This is a genomic window from Campylobacter concisus (genome assembly GCF_003049735.1).
Taxonomy (GTDB): domain Bacteria; phylum Campylobacterota; class Campylobacteria; order Campylobacterales; family Campylobacteraceae; genus Campylobacter_A; species Campylobacter_A concisus_AN.
In genome coordinates, this window is record NZ_PIRM01000001.1 from 689,362 (window position 1) to 704,069 (window position 14,708).

Genomic DNA, 14,708 nt, shown 5'->3' on the forward strand with positions numbered 1-14,708 from the left:
AAATTCAAAATTTAACGTAAGGAATGAGCTTATGTATCGTTTTGCACCCTCTCCAACAGGAGATATGCACATAGGAAATTTACGTGCCGCTATTTTTAATTATATTTGTTCTTTACAAGATAAAAGCGGCTTTATTTTACGTATAGAAGATACCGACAAAGAGCGAAATATAGAGGGAAAAGAGAAAGATATCTTAGAAATTTTAAGCAAATTTGGCATAAAACCAGAGCAAATTTACATCCAAAGTGAAAATTTAAAATTCCACAGGCAGTTAGCTTCAAAGCTTCTTATCGATAAAAAGGCCTTTGCTTGTTTTTGCACCGAAGAAGAGCTTGAGGCAAAAAAACAAAAAGCAAAAGAACAAGGCGTGGCATATAGATATGACGGTACCTGCGAGAGACTAAGCGATGCTGAAGTTTTAAACTGCGAGAAGCCATTTGTCATCCGCATGAAAAAGCCAACACGCACTATGAGCTTTACAGATGCGATCAAAGGCGAGCTAAGCTTCGAGCCAGACGCTGTTGATAGCTTTGTCATCATGAGAGCAGACAAAACACCAACTTATAACTTCGCCTGCGCAGTCGATGATATGCTTGAGGGCGTGACCTTTGTCATACGTGGCGAGGATCACGTGAGCAATACACCAAAGCAAGACCTCATACGCGAGGGTCTTGGCTACACCGGCAAGATGAATTACGCGCATTTGCCTATACTTTTAAATATTGAAGGTAAAAAAATGAGCAAGCGCGAGAACGAATCAAGCGTAAAATGGCTCTTTGAGCAGGGATTTTTACCTGAGGCGATTGCAAACTATTTAATACTTCTTGGAAACAAAACTCCAACTGAAATTTTTACGATCGAAGAGGCGGTGAAATGGTTTGATATAACCAAAATTTCACGTTCACCTGCTAGATTTGACGTGAAAAAACTTGAGCAGATAAATAGAGAACACATCAAGCTTGCTTCAAAAGAGCGCATAAAAGAAATTTTTGGCGTAGATGAGAGCAAGGCTGAGTTAGTTAAATTTTACACTCAAGAAAGCTCACTAGTACCTGAGATAAAAGCAAAAGTAGAGGCTATATACTCACCAAAAATAGCTCCAGATGAGTACAAAAACGAATTTGAAATCATCAAAAAAGCAGCTCGTAATTTAAAAACATGCGAAACATTTGATGAGTTTAAAAAAGAGCTTATGAGCACTACAAATTTAAAAGGCAAAAACTTTTTCATGCCGCTACGTGCGCTTCTTACAAACGACCTTCACGGTCCTGAGCTTAGCGAGCTCTATCCGCTCATAAAAGATGATCTGGCTAAAATTTTAATCTAGGAGCAAAAATGATACTTTCCACCCTATTTTCAGCGATTGCAAACATTTTGCACCTTATTATCACGGTCTATACTTGGGTCGTCATCGCAGCAGCTCTGATTAGCTGGGTCAGACCTGATCCTAGCTCGCCAGTCGTGCAGCTACTTTATAGGCTAACTGAGCCGGTTTATAGCTTTATTAGGCGCTATATAAAAACAAATTTTAGTGGTATCGACTTTACTCCGCTTATTGTGCTTTTAGCACTTCAATTTTTAGATCAATTTTTAATAAGGCTTTTATTTGGTTTTGCTGCGTCACTTTAGTATTCTCTCTCTTGCCTGTGTTGCTCTTTTGGGCAAAATTTACACCTATGAGGAGTTAAAAAACGAGCCAAAAAGCCTAGCAAAAGACTACTACATCAACCGTCTTATTAACGAGGGAAGCTACACAAAAGAGCAGATCGCAGATCTTTCGCGTGATGTATTTAGAAAAGCAGGCCTTGTTCAAAAATCAATCGATAAAATTTTACCTCCAAAAGCGGCTCCTAGCAAATGCCCTGGTGTAAATACAAAAAATATCACCCAGGCAAATCTAACCTGCCAAAATTTGCTAACATCCATTTCTTTTAGCTTAAAGCTTGATAATCACACTCGTGAAATTTTAGCAACTAATCTTGCAAAGACAAATCCAGAAAAATCAAAAATTTTACTCGCATTAAATGAAACAAATCCGGCTAAAGTTTTTGCAAATTTAAACGATACAAAGAGCTTTTTAGAGCTATTTAATGCCTCTAGCCCGCAAAATAAAAGTACACTTTTTAGCGAAAGTTTTGATGCAAATTTCATGACCAAGCTCTACTCACAAAAGGGCTTTACAAATTTATTAAACGATATTGTTTTTAATAAAAAATATGAAGGCTTTAGGAGAAATTTGCTAAGCATCGATCCAGCCATCACTGAGAAAAATGATGCTTTTACGCTTGGATTAAATGCCATTTTACTAGGACAAGACGATATCGCTTTTAGCCTTTTTGCAAGAGCCAAGAGCACATTTGAAAGGGCGTGGCAAAGAGATAATGCGATCTTTTGGCAGTACCAGATAAGCAAAAACGAAAGCTTTTTAAAAGAGCTAAGTGCCAGCAAGGATGCAAATATCTACTCGCTTTACGCAAGAGATTTGATTGGTGGCGAACCACTTGAAGTCATCGTACCAAAACCTAGCAAACAAAACATTGAAAATTTTGACGTGAGCGATCCGTTTTTATGGAACAAAACTGCAGTCCTTGCAAAGGATATGAATGCCACGCAAGCAAGCGAATTTGCGAAGAAATTTTATACAAACGAAAGTATCGGTGCCTATGCATACTTCATGCAAAAGGCGCATGGCTGGGAGAAGCAATACTTCTTGATGCCAAGCTCTCCTGAGCTCAATGGTATCAGCAACGAGAGAAAATCGATGATCTACGCCCTAGCTAGACAAGAGAGTCTCTTTATCCCAAGCGTGGTTTCTACTTCATACGCCCTTGGCATGATGCAGTTTATGCCATTTCTAGCAAATGCGATCGGTAAAAAAGAGCTAAAGATCCCAAATTTTGACCAGGACGATCTTTTTAAAACAGATATTGCATTTAAATTTGCAAATCACCACCTAAACTATCTTGATAAATTTCTCTACCATCCGCTATTTACAGCCTATGCATATAATGGTGGTATCGGCTTTACCAAAAAGCTTATCACAAGAGATGATATGTTTAAAGAGGGAAAATTTGAGCCATTTTTATCACTAGAATTTGTCCCTGTGGCAGAAACTAGAAACTACGGAAAGAAGGTGCTTGCCAACTACGTGATCTATATGGCACTTACTGGTTCCAATATAAAGATTTCGCAACTTTTCGAAAATTTAACAAAACCGGCTTTGACTGATAAATTTCGAAACTAAGCACTAGATCGTCACTTTGCTTACTTGGTGCGGTCACTTCATAATAAACCGACCAAGGCATAGAAAATCCAGCAAATTTTAGCATCTCGTCATTTTCATCAAGTAGCCTTGCATTTGTGGCATTTGAGTCGTCATTTACTTTTATGTTCTTTAAATTTTGTGCATGTTCTTTTGGATTTATGGCAACCAAAAAATGCTCTTTGTTCTGGTCTAAATTCGAATTGTAGATCGGATTTAAATAGGTAGCGATGATGAGCGTCCTGTCAGCACCATCAATAATCTCACTTTTGCTCGTGTAAGCTAGAAGCTCATTTTTTAATGGCTCATGTACAATAACTTTGTGCTCAGCACAACCAAACATCATCAAAATCAGTACAAAAAATGATATAAATTTACTCATAAGAACTCTTAATTTTTTAAAATTTCTTGCATTTTAGCATTTTAATTTTTAAATTTCACTCATAAATTTTAAAGCCAACATAAGCTATAATCGCAAGAAATTTTAATAAAAAGGCTCTTATGAAAAGACTTGCTATCGCTTTTTCTGGCCCTTCAAATAGCGGAAAAACGACTCTTATTTTAAAAGTTGCAAAGAAATTTATAGACGATGGTTTAAAGGTTGCGATAGTAAAACACGATCCAGGCGACAAGGCCAAATTTGATGTTGAAGGCAAGGATAGCTTTAAATTTTCACAAACTGGGGCAGATGTGGTGGTGATGAGTCCGACTAGAACAACTTATTTTTCACAAAATCCACAAGAAATTAGCGATGTCATTAAAATGCTAGGCGAGTTTGATGTGCTATTAGTTGAGGGTTTAAAGACGCTTCCACTGCCAAGATTAAGTGTTTTTAAAGATGAAATAGATGAAAAATATCTTAGCTTTTCAGATGCGATCGCAACATATAAAAAACAAATTCCTTACGAGATAAAAAATATAAATTTAGACGATATAGACGCCATTTGTGCGTGGATAATCAAAAATGCAAAGGCTGTATAATGCAAGAATTAAATCAAATTTTTAACACCATAAAAGAGATCGCAAAAGAGATAAGCGAAGTGATAAAATACGCCGATCTTGGCTACACAACTCACGAAAACGCAACCGGCGACACACAGCTAAAGCTTGATGTCAAAAGCGACGAGATCATCACGGCTAAATTTAAGCAGCTTTCATGCGTAAAAGCGCTAATTAGCGAAGAAAAAGAGGACGAACTTGAGATAAACAAAAATGCTAAATTTATCATCGCTTACGATCCACTTGATGGCTCAAGCCTAGTTGATGTAAATTTCGCCGTTGGCTCGATCTTTGGTATCTATGAAAACGAAGTAAAACCAGAAAATTTAGTAGCCGCAGCTTACAGTATCTATGGTCCAAGACTTGAGCTGGTAATTGCTGAGAAAAAGGGCGCTTTGCCTAAATTTTATAGACTTGGCAAAGATGGCGAGTTTAAATTTGTAAAAGAGCTTGAGCTAAAAGAAAAAGGCAAGCTAAATGCCACGGGAGCCACGCAAAAGGGCTGGAGCCAAACGCATAGAAATTTTATAAACGAGCTATTTAACGAGGGCTACAGACTAAGATACTCAGGTGCAATGGTGAGCGATTTGCATCAAATTTTACTAAAAGGTGGCGGTCTTTTTAGCTACCCAGCAACGAGCGATCATCCAAATGGCAAGCTAAGAGTAGTCTTTGAAGTGTTGCCATTTGCCTTCATATATGAAAACGCAAAGGGCGCAACGACAAACGGCAAAAATCAAACACTTTTTTATATAAAAATAGAAAAAATTCACCAAACAACGCCATGCTTCTTTGGCTCACGTGATGAAATTTCTCTTTTGCATAAATTTTACGAGCAAAAATAATGCAAGAAACACAAGTAAACGAGCCACTTGACGCATTTGAGCTAGCCTTAAAGCAAAAAGCAAAAATTTTGCAAGAGTGCCAAAGCCAAAAAGGGCAAAAAAGCTGCTTTAACTGCGAAGTATTTTTTGACTGCGAGACAAGAAAAGAGTACGTAAATAGCTGCTACAACTCGATGTCAAAGGGCAATACTGGCAGTGATGTTGGATTTGATTTTTAAAATTAAAGGAAAAATATGAAAGAAAAAGCTTATATAACGACCCCAATATACTATGTAAACGACGTGCCACACATTGGCCACGCATATACGACCATCATCGCCGATACACTTGCTAGATTTAACCGCTTGCAAGGCAAAGAGACCTACTTTATGACGGGCACAGACGAGCATGGACAAAAGATCGAGCAGGCAGCTCGTGCTAGAGGCAAGACTCCAAAAGAGTACGCCGACGAGATTAGCGCTAAATTTAGGTCACTTTGGGATGAGTTTGAGATAAGCTACGATCATTTTATAAGAACGACCGACGAAGAGCACAAGCAAACCGTACAAAATGTCTTTGAAAAGATGCAAGCAAATGGCGACATTTACAAAGGCGAATATGAGGGATTTTACTGCGTTAGCTGCGAGACATTTTTTAATCAAAGAGACCTGCTAGAAGACAATCACTGTCCAGACTGCGGCCGAGTGACGTCTTTAGTCAAAGAAGAGAGCTACTTTTTTAAGCTTTCAAAATACGAAGACGCACTTTTAAAATGGTACGAAAACGACGAACTTTGCGTCATCCCAAAGGGCAAGAAAAACGAGGTCGTAAGCTTTGTAAAAGGCGGACTAAAAGACCTCTCTGTGACAAGAACGAGCTTTGACTGGGGCATAAAGCTACCAAAGAGCGCAAACGACGACAAGCACGTTATGTATGTCTGGCTTGATGCACTCATAAACTACTTAACAACACTAGGATACTCAAGAGATAACGCTAGAATGGACTTTTGGCCAAACACAACACACATTGTTGGCAAGGATATTTTACGTTTTCACGCAGTTTATTGGCCGGCATTTTTGATGAGCCTTGGCTTGCCACTGCCAAAACACGTCGCAGCGCACGGCTGGTGGACGATAGACGGCGAAAAGATGAGCAAAAGCAAGGGCAACGTCATAAACCCAAGAGAGGTCGCAAACGCTTATGGACTTGAAAATTTCAGATACTTTTTGCTTAGAGAAGTGCCGTTTGGACAAGATGGCGACTACAGCCAAAAGGCCTTGATCGAGCGCATAAACTCAGAGCTTGGCAACGGACTTGGCAACTTGCTAAGCCGAATTGTAGGCATGAGCGCAAAGTATAGCGACTACAAGATCGACTCAAAAGATGTGATCAAATTTCATAAAGCCGAGCTTGATGAGGCGAAGGGCTATCTTGATGAGGCTATTAAAAATTTAGAAAATTTAGCGACAAACCGCTATTTAGAGGATCTTTGGAAGGTCGTAACTCTAGCAAACGCTGCCGTTGCGAAGTATGAGCCATGGTCGCTTGTAAAAGCTGGCAAAAGTGACGAGGCAAACGCACTTGTGGCGCTTTGTGCAAATTTACTTGCAAAAGTGGCGATACTACTTAGCCCAGCTATGCCAAAAACTTGCGCTAAGATAGCTGATACGCTTGGCTTTAGCATAGATACGGCCTCTTATGAAACTCTTGTATTAAAAAATGAAATTTCAAATTTTGTGGCAAAAGCTACTGAGCCACTCTTCCCAAGGATAGAAAAAGAGCTAATGGGCGAGGCAAGAGACCTAAAAGAAGGGCCAAAAGTAGAGGCAAAAGCTGAGCCAAAAGATGAGAAAAAAGAAGAAGGTATCATTAGCATCGATGACTTTGCGAAGGTGGTGATAAAAGTAGGTGAAGTGCTCGAGTGCGAGAGAGTTGAGGGCAGTGAAAAGCTGCTTAAATTTAAGATAGATCTTGGCGAGGAGCAGCCGCGTCAAATTTTATCTGGCATTGCAAAATACTATGAGCCTAGCTCGCTTGTGGGCAAACAAGTTTGCGTTTTAGCAAATTTAAAAGAGCGAACGATGATGAAAAAATATGTCTCTCAAGGCATGATCCTAAGCGCATCTGATGGCTCGCTAACGCTTCTTGGTACGCAAGGTAAAGTTAAAAATGGCGCGATCGTTGGCTAAATGACAATAGAAAATTTAACTCGTCTAATAAATGCCGAGGCTCTAAATGCACCGACGATAACTAGCGTAAGCGAGTTTGTTTTCGAGCTAAAGCATGTAAGACGTGGCTTTGCGTATATTTGCTTAAACGCAAACGATAGCGACATAGAAACAGCGATTAAACAAGGCGCATACGCCATAATTAGCGAAGATAATGTGCCAATTATCGACAAAGAGATCGCCTTTTTAAAAGTTAGTAGCTTACAGACCGCCATGATAAAACTCATGAGATTTGAGGCTACTCACAAAGATCTAAAATTTTGCGCCGTAAATCCTTTTATAAATGACTTTTTAGAAAAATCAAAGCTTGGCTCTAACGCACACGTCATGTCAAAAAATATTACTGAGCTTTTTAATCAAATTTTTCACGCAAAAGTCTTTGATATCTTTTTTGGCGATGATACAAGAACACTTCAGCGAATATCGCCTCTTTTTGAGACCATTTACACAGATACAACTATGCACGAGATAAATCCAAGCTCGATCTTTTTTACAAACACAGTCTTTAAACAAACATACTATCAAAACTTAAACATACCACGAGTTTTTGCTGGGATGTTTTATGGGCTTTTAAAATTTCTTGATAGTAATAAAATTTCATTTAAGCCTTACGAAGGTAGGATTCACGGGCATTTTGACCCTATTTTTATAGATAAAAATTTTATTCCTACTAGTTTTGGAAATAGCTTTAGAGCCATAATTACTGAAAGCGATGAAGATTTATTCATAAGTCAAAGTATATTTTTAAATAAAAAATTTAGCCCTGATGAGATAAAAATTTGCTTGCCAGAAGGCTCGTTATTAAAAGTACAAAATGCAATCTACTTTAAAAATTTAAGCGAGATAAAAAAGCTTAAAAATTTTATCTATATATTGATTTTATGCCAAAAAGAGGAGCTTTTAGAAGAGCTTCACAAAATATCTGAAGAAAATCTACTCTTTTAAATTTTTATTATTTATAAGATCAATTAGCCTAACATCCTCGCTTCTTACAATTAGACTTTTAGGCAGCTCAAATTTCTTGATAACCTCACACTCTTTTTCTCTCATTTCGCCATCATCTTTTTCATGATCAAATCCTAATATATGAAGCAATCCATGCGTAAAAAGTAGTGCGGTTTCGGCCTCTTCACTATGATTTAGCTCAGTTGCTTTCTCTTTTACCATATCTTTGTTTATAACGATTGAGCCAAGTGGGGCGTGAATAACAAGCTCAAGCGGAAAGCTTAAAACATCTGTCGTTTTATCAATGCCTCGCTCAGTTTTATTTAGTTCTCTCATCTCTTCTTTATCAACAAAAACTAGCTCGATTTCTCCTAGTGTCAAATATTCACAAATTTCATCTAAAATTTTTGGATAGCTCTCTTCGCAAAGTATCATTTTAGGCTCTTTCCTTAGTAACTTTTTGTATAATTCTAGCAAAAATAAAAGGCAAAATATGAAAAAAGCGGTTTGTATAATGAGCGGCGGTATGGATAGCACGCTTTGTGCTGTAATGGCAAAAAAGGCTGGATATGATATCGTAGCGCTTCATTTTGACTATGGCCAAAGGACGATGAAGCGTGAAAAACGTGCATTTAACGAAATTTGCGAAAGATTAGGTATTACAAAAAAGATGAGTTTAGATGTTAGTTTTATTGCCCAAATAGGCGGAAATTCTTTAACCGATGAAAGCTTGCAAATAAGAAAAGATGGAGTAGAAAAAGATGTACCAAATACTTACGTGCCTTTTCGAAATGGTATTTTTATCTCGGTCGCTGCCGCACTTGCTGAAAAAGAAAATGCACAAGCTATCTATATCGGTGTCGTAGAAGAAGATAGTTCAGGCTATCCTGACTGCAAAGAAAGCTTCATAAAAAGCATAAACGAGGCTATAAATTTAGGCACATCGCCTAGTTTTTCGTGCGAGATAATTACTCCACTTGTAAATTTAAGCAAGGCTGACATCGTAGCAAAATCTCTTGAGCTTGGCTCGCCGCTAGAGCTTACTTGGAGCTGCTACGATAGTGAGGACGAGGCATGCGGACTTTGCGATAGCTGCAGGCTAAGGCTAAATGGCTTTAAAAAGGCAAATGCCACTGATAAAATCTCATATAAAAATCAAAATTTTCCTTATGAGCTTCTATAAAATAGCAAAGAGACATCTTACTTTGCTACGTTTTTATATATTTAAATATTTTGGAAATTGATATTTTTCCTAATCACCACATTTTGTTAAGCAAGGCCATTTAACAAATTTAAAGATATATCAACGCTTAGACTCTTGCTACCTATCAAAAACATAAATTCTCAGTCAACCTCGCCAAAATTTAATAAGGAGGATTAAAAAGTAGTTGATAAATTTAGCCACAAACGCTCCAATCACAAGGTAAAAATTTTTAAGTAAGTGGTCACTACCACAGCTTTTTAATGATCTTATTTTTTCTTATTGTCTTATTTTTTATTTTGATCGCTTTGGATTTTTTCTAAATTTATATATCCCATTTCAACGAGTTTATTATAAATTTGAGCGATTTTTGGCCCGGCCGCACTTCCGCCATGGCCACCATGCTCGATAACCATTGTGATAACGTATTGTGGATCTTCATAAGGCGCATATGTAGTCATCCATGCATGAGATCTTTGCAAATACGCCATATCCTCCTCTTTCATACGTTTCTTTTCAGTTTGAGAAATTCCAACGACCTGAGCAGTACCTGTCTTTGCAGCAACTTTAACTAGGCTTCCAATAAAATGCCTATTTGCCGTGCCTCTTGGGTGATTTGCCACTTCATACATTGCATGCCTAATAGCTGGTAGTTGTGATTTTTCAAACGGCGTAAAAGCATCATCTGTTGGTGTAAAATCAACATCCTTGCCATCAATGCTCTTTAAAAAATGTGGGGTCACATTTAGCCCAGTTGCAAGGCCTGCTGTATATTTTGCCACTTGCATAGGCGTGACCAAGAAATTTCCCTGACCGATAGAAGTGATGAGGGTCTCGCCTTGAAACCACGCTTTGCCATACTTCCTCATCTTCCACTCTCTACTTGGCAAAGTCCCCACAAACTCATTTGGCAAATCAACCTCGGTTTTTCTACCAAATCCCATACGTTCAAGTATCGGCACAATAGCGTCAATTCCTATCTTTTGACTACCTTTATAAAAATAGTCATCACAGCTCTCTCTAATTGCCGTATTCATATTAACATTTCCATGTCCGTGAGAGTTCCAGCAGCGAAATTTACGTCCTCCAAGCTCATACGAGCCACTACAAAAAAAGCTATCGTATTTACTCATGCCATTATCCAAAAACGCAAGCGCCATACCCATTTTTACGACAGAACCTGGAGGATAAAGGCCGTTTATTAGCTTGTTTGTGAAAGGATGATCGACATTTTTTACAAGTTCTTCCCATTCAGGCTGAGAAATTCCAAGCACAAATGGGTTTAGATCGTACTCTGGAAAGCTACCAGCAGCTATGATAGCACCATCTTTTAGACTCATAACGATAACGCTTCCTGCATCCTTACCAAAGACATCAGCCACAAACTGCTGAAGCTCAAGATCGACTGCAAGCTTGATATTTTGACTTTGTGGCGCTTGATAGTTTATCTGTTCGATCTCTTCATTTAAGGCATTTACCTTTATCTTTTTAAACCCTTGAATTCCTTGTAAGATCGGATTATAAAACCGTTCCACGCCACTTCTTCCAATATAATTTGTAAGCTTTGTCAAAGGATCATTATCCATATCTTTTTGATTTGCCCTACCAACGTAGCCGATGATGTGAGAAGCTAGATCGTTATACGGATAGTGGCGTTTTGAAGCGGGCCTTATCTCTAAATTTTCACGCAAAGAAAGTGATGCAAAAAATGGCAAAAATTTATCATAATCAATAAATTCAACCACATTTATAAAATCTTGGTTATAAGCTGAGTCATTTTTTATGTATTCATTTTTAAGCTTTGTGACATTTAGATCACTAAATAGTGAGCCAATGTAAGCTAGCTCATCATCTAAAATTTTTACCTTTTTATTAGCACTTAAATGAGGTCTAATGGATACTGAAAAACCAAGACGATTAACAGCCATTGGCTTATCATGTGCATCAAAAATGATACCCCTAACTGGCGGAATATAAATAGTTTTTATCGCGTTTTGCTCTGCGATCTCGTTGTAGTAGGTATTTGAGTTTATGCTTAGATGATAAATTCGTCCCAAAAGTATAATCCAAAAAAGAGCGATCACGCTAAAGACGATGCGCATCCTCATAGCACTTTATCCCTAAAAAGAACGATAGCAAGGATACTTTCAAATGCTATAAAAAATAGATATTCAGACGAAAGTGTTAAATTTTGCTCATTTAAAACGTAAGCAAATAGATTATTTACAAGAAATGTTAAAGTGTATCCAGCTGCTACAAAGATGATAAGTAGGCAGTTTCGCCACTTCATCGTGGTATATAGCCAGTCTAGAATAAAATTATAAAAAAGCAAAAATGCAATAATCGTTGAAAAAAGATGAAATCCATGAATTTGCTCAGCAAATATTATAAAAATTATCGCAAAGTACCAATTGTGCTTAAACTCGTCGTATTGCTTTTGTTTTCTTGAATACTCCAAAATCATATAAGTAAAAAAAATACCAATGAATGGCGGCAAGAAACCAAATTGCGTAGTTGCGATCTCATATGAGAATAAAAAAACAGCCCACCAAAATTCTTTAAAAATTTTAATATCTAAGCTGCTTATGGTTTGCATTTTATCTACCAAGAGCATTATTTATGATGGCTTCTCTAGCCTTTTCGATACCACTTTTATTAAGAGTTGAGACCAAGATACCACTTGGGTCAAATTTCATTACCGCACTCTTTTGGCTTTGATTTAGCTTATCGCTTTTTGTATATAAATTTAAAATTTTCTGATCAGCTCTTAAAAAGCTTTTTAGATAAGCATCCACATTTACGTCTATATCTAAATCAAAATGCCTAGCATCAATTAGATGTATAAAAAGTCTAATGTCGCTTCTAAATTTCAAAAACTCATCTAAATTTTTACGCCATTCATCATGCTTTGACTTTGCCACTTTTGCATAGCCAAAGCCTGGCAAATCAACCAAAATAAGCTTAAATTTATCTTTTTCTTCCTGCTCATCTTTTTGCTCACAAAACTCAGCCTCAAAAAAATTTATAAGCTGAGTTTTGCCTGGAGTTGATGAGCTCTTGGCTAGATTTTTTTGATTTACAAGTGTATTTATGAGGCTGCTTTTACCAACATTTGATCTGCCTAAAAAGACAACTTCGCTTGTTACGAAGCTTGGAGCCTCTTTTATACTTGGACTTGATGTGATAAATTTAGCACCTAGTGGCCTTATCACTTATCTTTTTCCTCTACCTGGAAGATAAACTTAACAGGCTTTTTTTCATCACTATTTACACTATATGTGCCATCTTTTTGATTAACAACTATCTTTTCACCATAAACATTCTTATCAGTTTCTACTTCATGCAAATAGCCATTTCCACTAACAGTATATATCTGTTTTGCTGGCTCGTATGTAAGAGTATTGCCTTTGCCGTCGTAGTGCTTATCTTTTATAAAAATTTTTGCTCTAGCATTACCAGTAGCTACATATTTTACAGGTTGGCGTTTTTTGTCAAAATAGACGACCACTTTGTCTGCCTTAAGCTCATCAAATGAGCCCTTTTTGATATTTACATTACCTATAAATTCACTAGTTTGCTTATTCTCATCTGCAAAAAAATCATTTGATGTGATTTCAACTTGCTCTGCATTTAAAAATGTAAAACCCAATATCACCGCTAAAATCGCTGATCTTCCTCTACCCATGCCCTTAACCCTTTTACCTGCGTTTGTTTTTTGCCAAGATCATAGCTTCCACTCTCACCCAGTGCCTTATCATTATTTCTTATGAGCGTGAAATTTGCTTCAGATCTTACTATTTTTGTTTTTGTTCCATATGTCACTTCGTCACTTATAAATCTCAAACTATCGTTGTTTTCATAGTTCGCATTCTTTTGAAAAATGATTTCGTCATTTTGTGAGATTGCTTTGTCTGAGCTTAAAAAATGTTTTAAATTTCCTCTTAAAATTTTTGCTTTAAAACTCAAAAATTCATCTTTATCATTGTATCTATTTAGCTCATCAGCCTCGTAGACTCCGCTTATTTTCGTGGAATTTATCTCATAATCTATCACATCATTTATTTGCATATTTGATATCTTTGTATCGATCTTTAAAACATTTGCAAGGTATGGATCTTGAGCTGCCAAAAATATCATCACGACACTAAAAATAGCCACGACGAAGTAGAAAATTTTTACAACCAACGCTTAGACCACTCGTCATATAAATTTTCTGATTTTATAATAAGCTCAATCATCTCTCTAACCGCGCCATTGCCACCTTTGTGCTTTAGTTTTGTCTTTACATCAAGCTCTTTTATCGCGTCTTTTGGCTTAAAGCTCCAAGCAACTGCATTTAAAATTTTATAGTCATTGTAGTCATCGCCGATAGCTGCTGCGTTTTTAAAGCTAAGCCCTTCAAATTTTAATATCTCACTCGCCACTTCAAATTTATCACCAACACCTTGATAGACGTGATTTATCTTTAGATCTTCAGCCCTTCGCTCAACGATGGCTGACTTTCTGCCAGTGATGATAGCCACCTTTTTGCCGAGCTTTAGCCAGCTCTCTATCGCGTAGCCATCTTTTACATCAAAAAATTTAAGCTCTTCACCGTTTGCATTGTAGATGATCTTGCCATCAGTCAGGCACCCATCAATATCTAAAAAAATAATCTCTATCATAAAACACCCTTTGTACTTGGCGTACCTATCCTTGCGTTTTTAGCAAGTGCTCTACGAAGTGCTACGGCAAATGATTTAAACGTTGCTTCGATGATGTGGTGAGTGTTTTTACCGCGAATTTGATTTAAATGAAGCGTGATACCAGAATTTATAGCAACTGCCCTAAAAAACTCCTCCACAAGCTCAGTGTCAAACTCCCCTACTTTGGCGTTTTCATTAAAATTTTCATAGACAAGATAGGCCCTGTTGCTAAGATCTAACGCACAAAAAACAGCCGCCTCATCCATAACAACGCTTGCCTCGCCAAATCTCTCAACGCCACTTAAAGGATACAAGGCCTCTTTTAAAAGCTGACCCAAAACTATGCCAACATCCTCAACGCTGTGGTGAAAATCCACATGCGTGTCGCCCTTGCATGAAATTTCAAGATCAAGCAAAGAGTGCTTGGTAAATGCCTCAAGCATATGGTCAAAAAAACCTATTCCAGTGCTTATTTTTGCAACTCCTGAGCCGTAAATTTTAAGCTTCATTGAGATTTGTGTCTCTTTTGTATTTCTAGTTAGCTCTAAAATTTCTTCTCTCATA

Annotated in this window: 18 protein-coding genes; 9 read left to right on the forward strand and 9 right to left on the reverse strand. The window is 37.4% G+C overall.

Features of this window, described 5'->3' with window-relative positions:
- The first annotated feature begins 31 nt into the window (after nucleotides 1-31).
- The 3 genes from gltX to CVS97_RS03485 are packed head-to-tail and all read left to right on the forward strand — an operon-like array spanning nucleotide 32 to nucleotide 3,244.
- Nucleotides 32-1,327, forward strand: a complete 1,296-nt coding sequence (gltX, locus tag CVS97_RS03475; protein WP_107785079.1) for a glutamate--tRNA ligase — start codon at nucleotides 32-34, stop codon at nucleotides 1,325-1,327.
- Between the two features lie 8 nt (nucleotides 1,328-1,335).
- The gene (locus CVS97_RS03480) at nucleotides 1,336-1,629 is read left to right on the forward strand and encodes a YggT family protein (protein WP_087584740.1); all 294 of its coding nucleotides are present in this window, start codon (nucleotides 1,336-1,338) and stop codon (nucleotides 1,627-1,629) included.
- The gene (locus CVS97_RS03485) at nucleotides 1,607-3,244 is read left to right on the forward strand and encodes a lytic transglycosylase domain-containing protein (protein WP_107785080.1); all 1,638 of its coding nucleotides are present in this window, start codon (nucleotides 1,607-1,609) and stop codon (nucleotides 3,242-3,244) included. The genes CVS97_RS03480 and CVS97_RS03485 overlap by 23 nt, the downstream gene beginning before the upstream one ends.
- Here the strand turns inward: CVS97_RS03485 and CVS97_RS03490 are convergent.
- Nucleotides 3,165-3,644, reverse strand: a complete 480-nt coding sequence (locus CVS97_RS03490; protein ID WP_107785081.1) for a hypothetical protein — start codon at nucleotides 3,642-3,644, stop codon at nucleotides 3,165-3,167. The genes CVS97_RS03485 and CVS97_RS03490 overlap by 80 nt on opposite strands.
- 119 nt (nucleotides 3,645-3,763) lie before the next feature.
- On the opposite strand from CVS97_RS03490, the gene mobB reads away from it, so the two are divergent.
- From mobB to CVS97_RS03515, 5 genes are read left to right on the forward strand one after another with little or no spacing between them, the layout of a single operon-like run.
- Complete coding sequence (mobB, locus tag CVS97_RS03495) at nucleotides 3,764-4,243, forward strand: molybdopterin-guanine dinucleotide biosynthesis protein B (protein ID WP_085657630.1); 480 nt, start codon at nucleotides 3,764-3,766, stop codon at nucleotides 4,241-4,243.
- Nucleotides 4,243-5,106 carry a class 1 fructose-bisphosphatase gene (locus tag CVS97_RS03500; protein ID WP_234401427.1) on the forward strand — a complete coding sequence of 288 codons (864 nt, stop codon included), beginning with the start codon at nucleotides 4,243-4,245 and terminating at the stop codon, nucleotides 5,104-5,106. Before mobB ends, CVS97_RS03500 begins: the two co-directional genes overlap by 1 nt.
- Nucleotides 5,106-5,324 (forward strand): hypothetical protein, encoded by a 219-nt coding sequence (locus CVS97_RS03505; protein ID WP_107785083.1) that lies wholly within the window; start codon nucleotides 5,106-5,108, stop codon nucleotides 5,322-5,324. The genes CVS97_RS03500 and CVS97_RS03505 overlap by 1 nt, the downstream gene beginning before the upstream one ends.
- A gap of 15 nt (nucleotides 5,325-5,339) precedes the next feature.
- Complete coding sequence (gene metG / locus CVS97_RS03510) at nucleotides 5,340-7,274, forward strand: methionine--tRNA ligase (RefSeq protein ID WP_107785084.1); 1,935 nt, start codon at nucleotides 5,340-5,342, stop codon at nucleotides 7,272-7,274.
- Nucleotides 7,275-8,258 (forward strand): ferrochelatase, encoded by a 984-nt coding sequence (locus tag CVS97_RS03515; RefSeq protein WP_107785085.1) that lies wholly within the window; start codon nucleotides 7,275-7,277, stop codon nucleotides 8,256-8,258. It begins immediately after the preceding gene.
- On the opposite strand, the gene ybeY is transcribed toward CVS97_RS03515, so the two are convergent.
- Nucleotides 8,247-8,693, reverse strand: a complete 447-nt coding sequence (gene ybeY / locus CVS97_RS03520; RefSeq protein ID WP_072594784.1) for an rRNA maturation RNase YbeY — start codon at nucleotides 8,691-8,693, stop codon at nucleotides 8,247-8,249. The genes CVS97_RS03515 and ybeY overlap by 12 nt on opposite strands.
- Before the next feature lie 25 nt (nucleotides 8,694-8,718).
- Between ybeY and queC the strand changes: the two genes are divergently transcribed.
- Entirely contained in the window at nucleotides 8,719-9,441 is a 723-nt protein-coding gene (gene queC / locus CVS97_RS03525; RefSeq protein WP_265094253.1) for a 7-cyano-7-deazaguanine synthase QueC, read from the forward strand.
- Between the two features lie 305 nt (nucleotides 9,442-9,746).
- On the opposite strand, the gene mrdA is transcribed toward queC, so the two are convergent.
- The 7 genes from mrdA to hisB are packed head-to-tail and all read right to left on the reverse strand — an operon-like array spanning nucleotide 9,747 to nucleotide 14,695.
- Nucleotides 9,747-11,567, reverse strand: coding sequence for a penicillin-binding protein 2 (mrdA, locus tag CVS97_RS03530; RefSeq protein WP_107785087.1), 1,821 nt, complete (start codon nucleotides 11,565-11,567; stop codon nucleotides 9,747-9,749).
- Nucleotides 11,564-12,055, reverse strand: a complete 492-nt coding sequence (locus CVS97_RS03535; protein ID WP_107776020.1) for a hypothetical protein — start codon at nucleotides 12,053-12,055, stop codon at nucleotides 11,564-11,566. The genes mrdA and CVS97_RS03535 overlap by 4 nt, the downstream gene beginning before the upstream one ends.
- 1 nt (nucleotide 12,056) lies before the next feature.
- On the reverse strand, nucleotides 12,057-12,671 hold the full coding sequence (gene yihA / locus CVS97_RS03540; protein WP_021090939.1) for a ribosome biogenesis GTP-binding protein YihA/YsxC: 615 nt from the start codon (nucleotides 12,669-12,671) through the stop codon (nucleotides 12,057-12,059).
- The gene (lptA, locus tag CVS97_RS03545) at nucleotides 12,668-13,144 is read right to left on the reverse strand and encodes a lipopolysaccharide transport periplasmic protein LptA (RefSeq protein ID WP_107785088.1); all 477 of its coding nucleotides are present in this window, start codon (nucleotides 13,142-13,144) and stop codon (nucleotides 12,668-12,670) included. Before lptA ends, yihA begins: the two co-directional genes overlap by 4 nt.
- A complete protein-coding gene (locus CVS97_RS03550) occupies nucleotides 13,117-13,644 on the reverse strand; it encodes an LPS export ABC transporter periplasmic protein LptC (RefSeq protein ID WP_107785089.1) in 528 nt (175 codons plus the stop codon). The genes lptA and CVS97_RS03550 overlap by 28 nt, the downstream gene beginning before the upstream one ends.
- The gene (locus tag CVS97_RS03555) at nucleotides 13,635-14,123 is read right to left on the reverse strand and encodes a KdsC family phosphatase (RefSeq protein ID WP_103604770.1); all 489 of its coding nucleotides are present in this window, start codon (nucleotides 14,121-14,123) and stop codon (nucleotides 13,635-13,637) included. Before CVS97_RS03555 ends, CVS97_RS03550 begins: the two co-directional genes overlap by 10 nt.
- Nucleotides 14,120-14,695, reverse strand: coding sequence for an imidazoleglycerol-phosphate dehydratase HisB (gene hisB, locus CVS97_RS03560; protein WP_035167325.1), 576 nt, complete (start codon nucleotides 14,693-14,695; stop codon nucleotides 14,120-14,122). The genes CVS97_RS03555 and hisB overlap by 4 nt, the downstream gene beginning before the upstream one ends.
- Nucleotides 14,696-14,708 lie beyond the last annotated feature (13 nt).

What these genes read in the sequence shown, in the direction of transcription:
- gltX (WP_107785079.1), top strand. Translation starts at nt 32, where the DNA reads ATGTATCGTTTTGCACCCTCTCCAACAGGAGATATGCACATAGGAAAT.
- CVS97_RS03480 (WP_087584740.1), top strand. Translation starts at nt 1,336, where the DNA reads ATGATACTTTCCACCCTATTTTCAGCGATTGCAAACATTTTGCACCTT.
- CVS97_RS03490 (WP_107785081.1), bottom strand. Translation starts at nt 3,644, where the DNA reads ATGAGTAAATTTATATCATTTTTTGTACTGATTTTGATGATGTTTGGT.
- mobB (WP_085657630.1), top strand. Translation starts at nt 3,764, where the DNA reads ATGAAAAGACTTGCTATCGCTTTTTCTGGCCCTTCAAATAGCGGAAAA.
- CVS97_RS03500 (WP_234401427.1), top strand. Translation starts at nt 4,243, where the DNA reads ATGCAAGAATTAAATCAAATTTTTAACACCATAAAAGAGATCGCAAAA.
- CVS97_RS03505 (WP_107785083.1), top strand. Translation starts at nt 5,106, where the DNA reads ATGCAAGAAACACAAGTAAACGAGCCACTTGACGCATTTGAGCTAGCC.
- metG (WP_107785084.1), top strand. Translation starts at nt 5,340, where the DNA reads ATGAAAGAAAAAGCTTATATAACGACCCCAATATACTATGTAAACGAC.
- CVS97_RS03515 (WP_107785085.1), top strand. Translation starts at nt 7,275, where the DNA reads ATGACAATAGAAAATTTAACTCGTCTAATAAATGCCGAGGCTCTAAAT.
- ybeY (WP_072594784.1), bottom strand. Translation starts at nt 8,693, where the DNA reads ATGATACTTTGCGAAGAGAGCTATCCAAAAATTTTAGATGAAATTTGT.
- mrdA (WP_107785087.1), bottom strand. Translation starts at nt 11,567, where the DNA reads ATGAGGATGCGCATCGTCTTTAGCGTGATCGCTCTTTTTTGGATTATA.
- CVS97_RS03535 (WP_107776020.1), bottom strand. Translation starts at nt 12,055, where the DNA reads ATGCAAACCATAAGCAGCTTAGATATTAAAATTTTTAAAGAATTTTGG.
- lptA (WP_107785088.1), bottom strand. Translation starts at nt 13,144, where the DNA reads ATGGGTAGAGGAAGATCAGCGATTTTAGCGGTGATATTGGGTTTTACA.
- CVS97_RS03555 (WP_103604770.1), bottom strand. Translation starts at nt 14,123, where the DNA reads ATGATAGAGATTATTTTTTTAGATATTGATGGGTGCCTGACTGATGGC.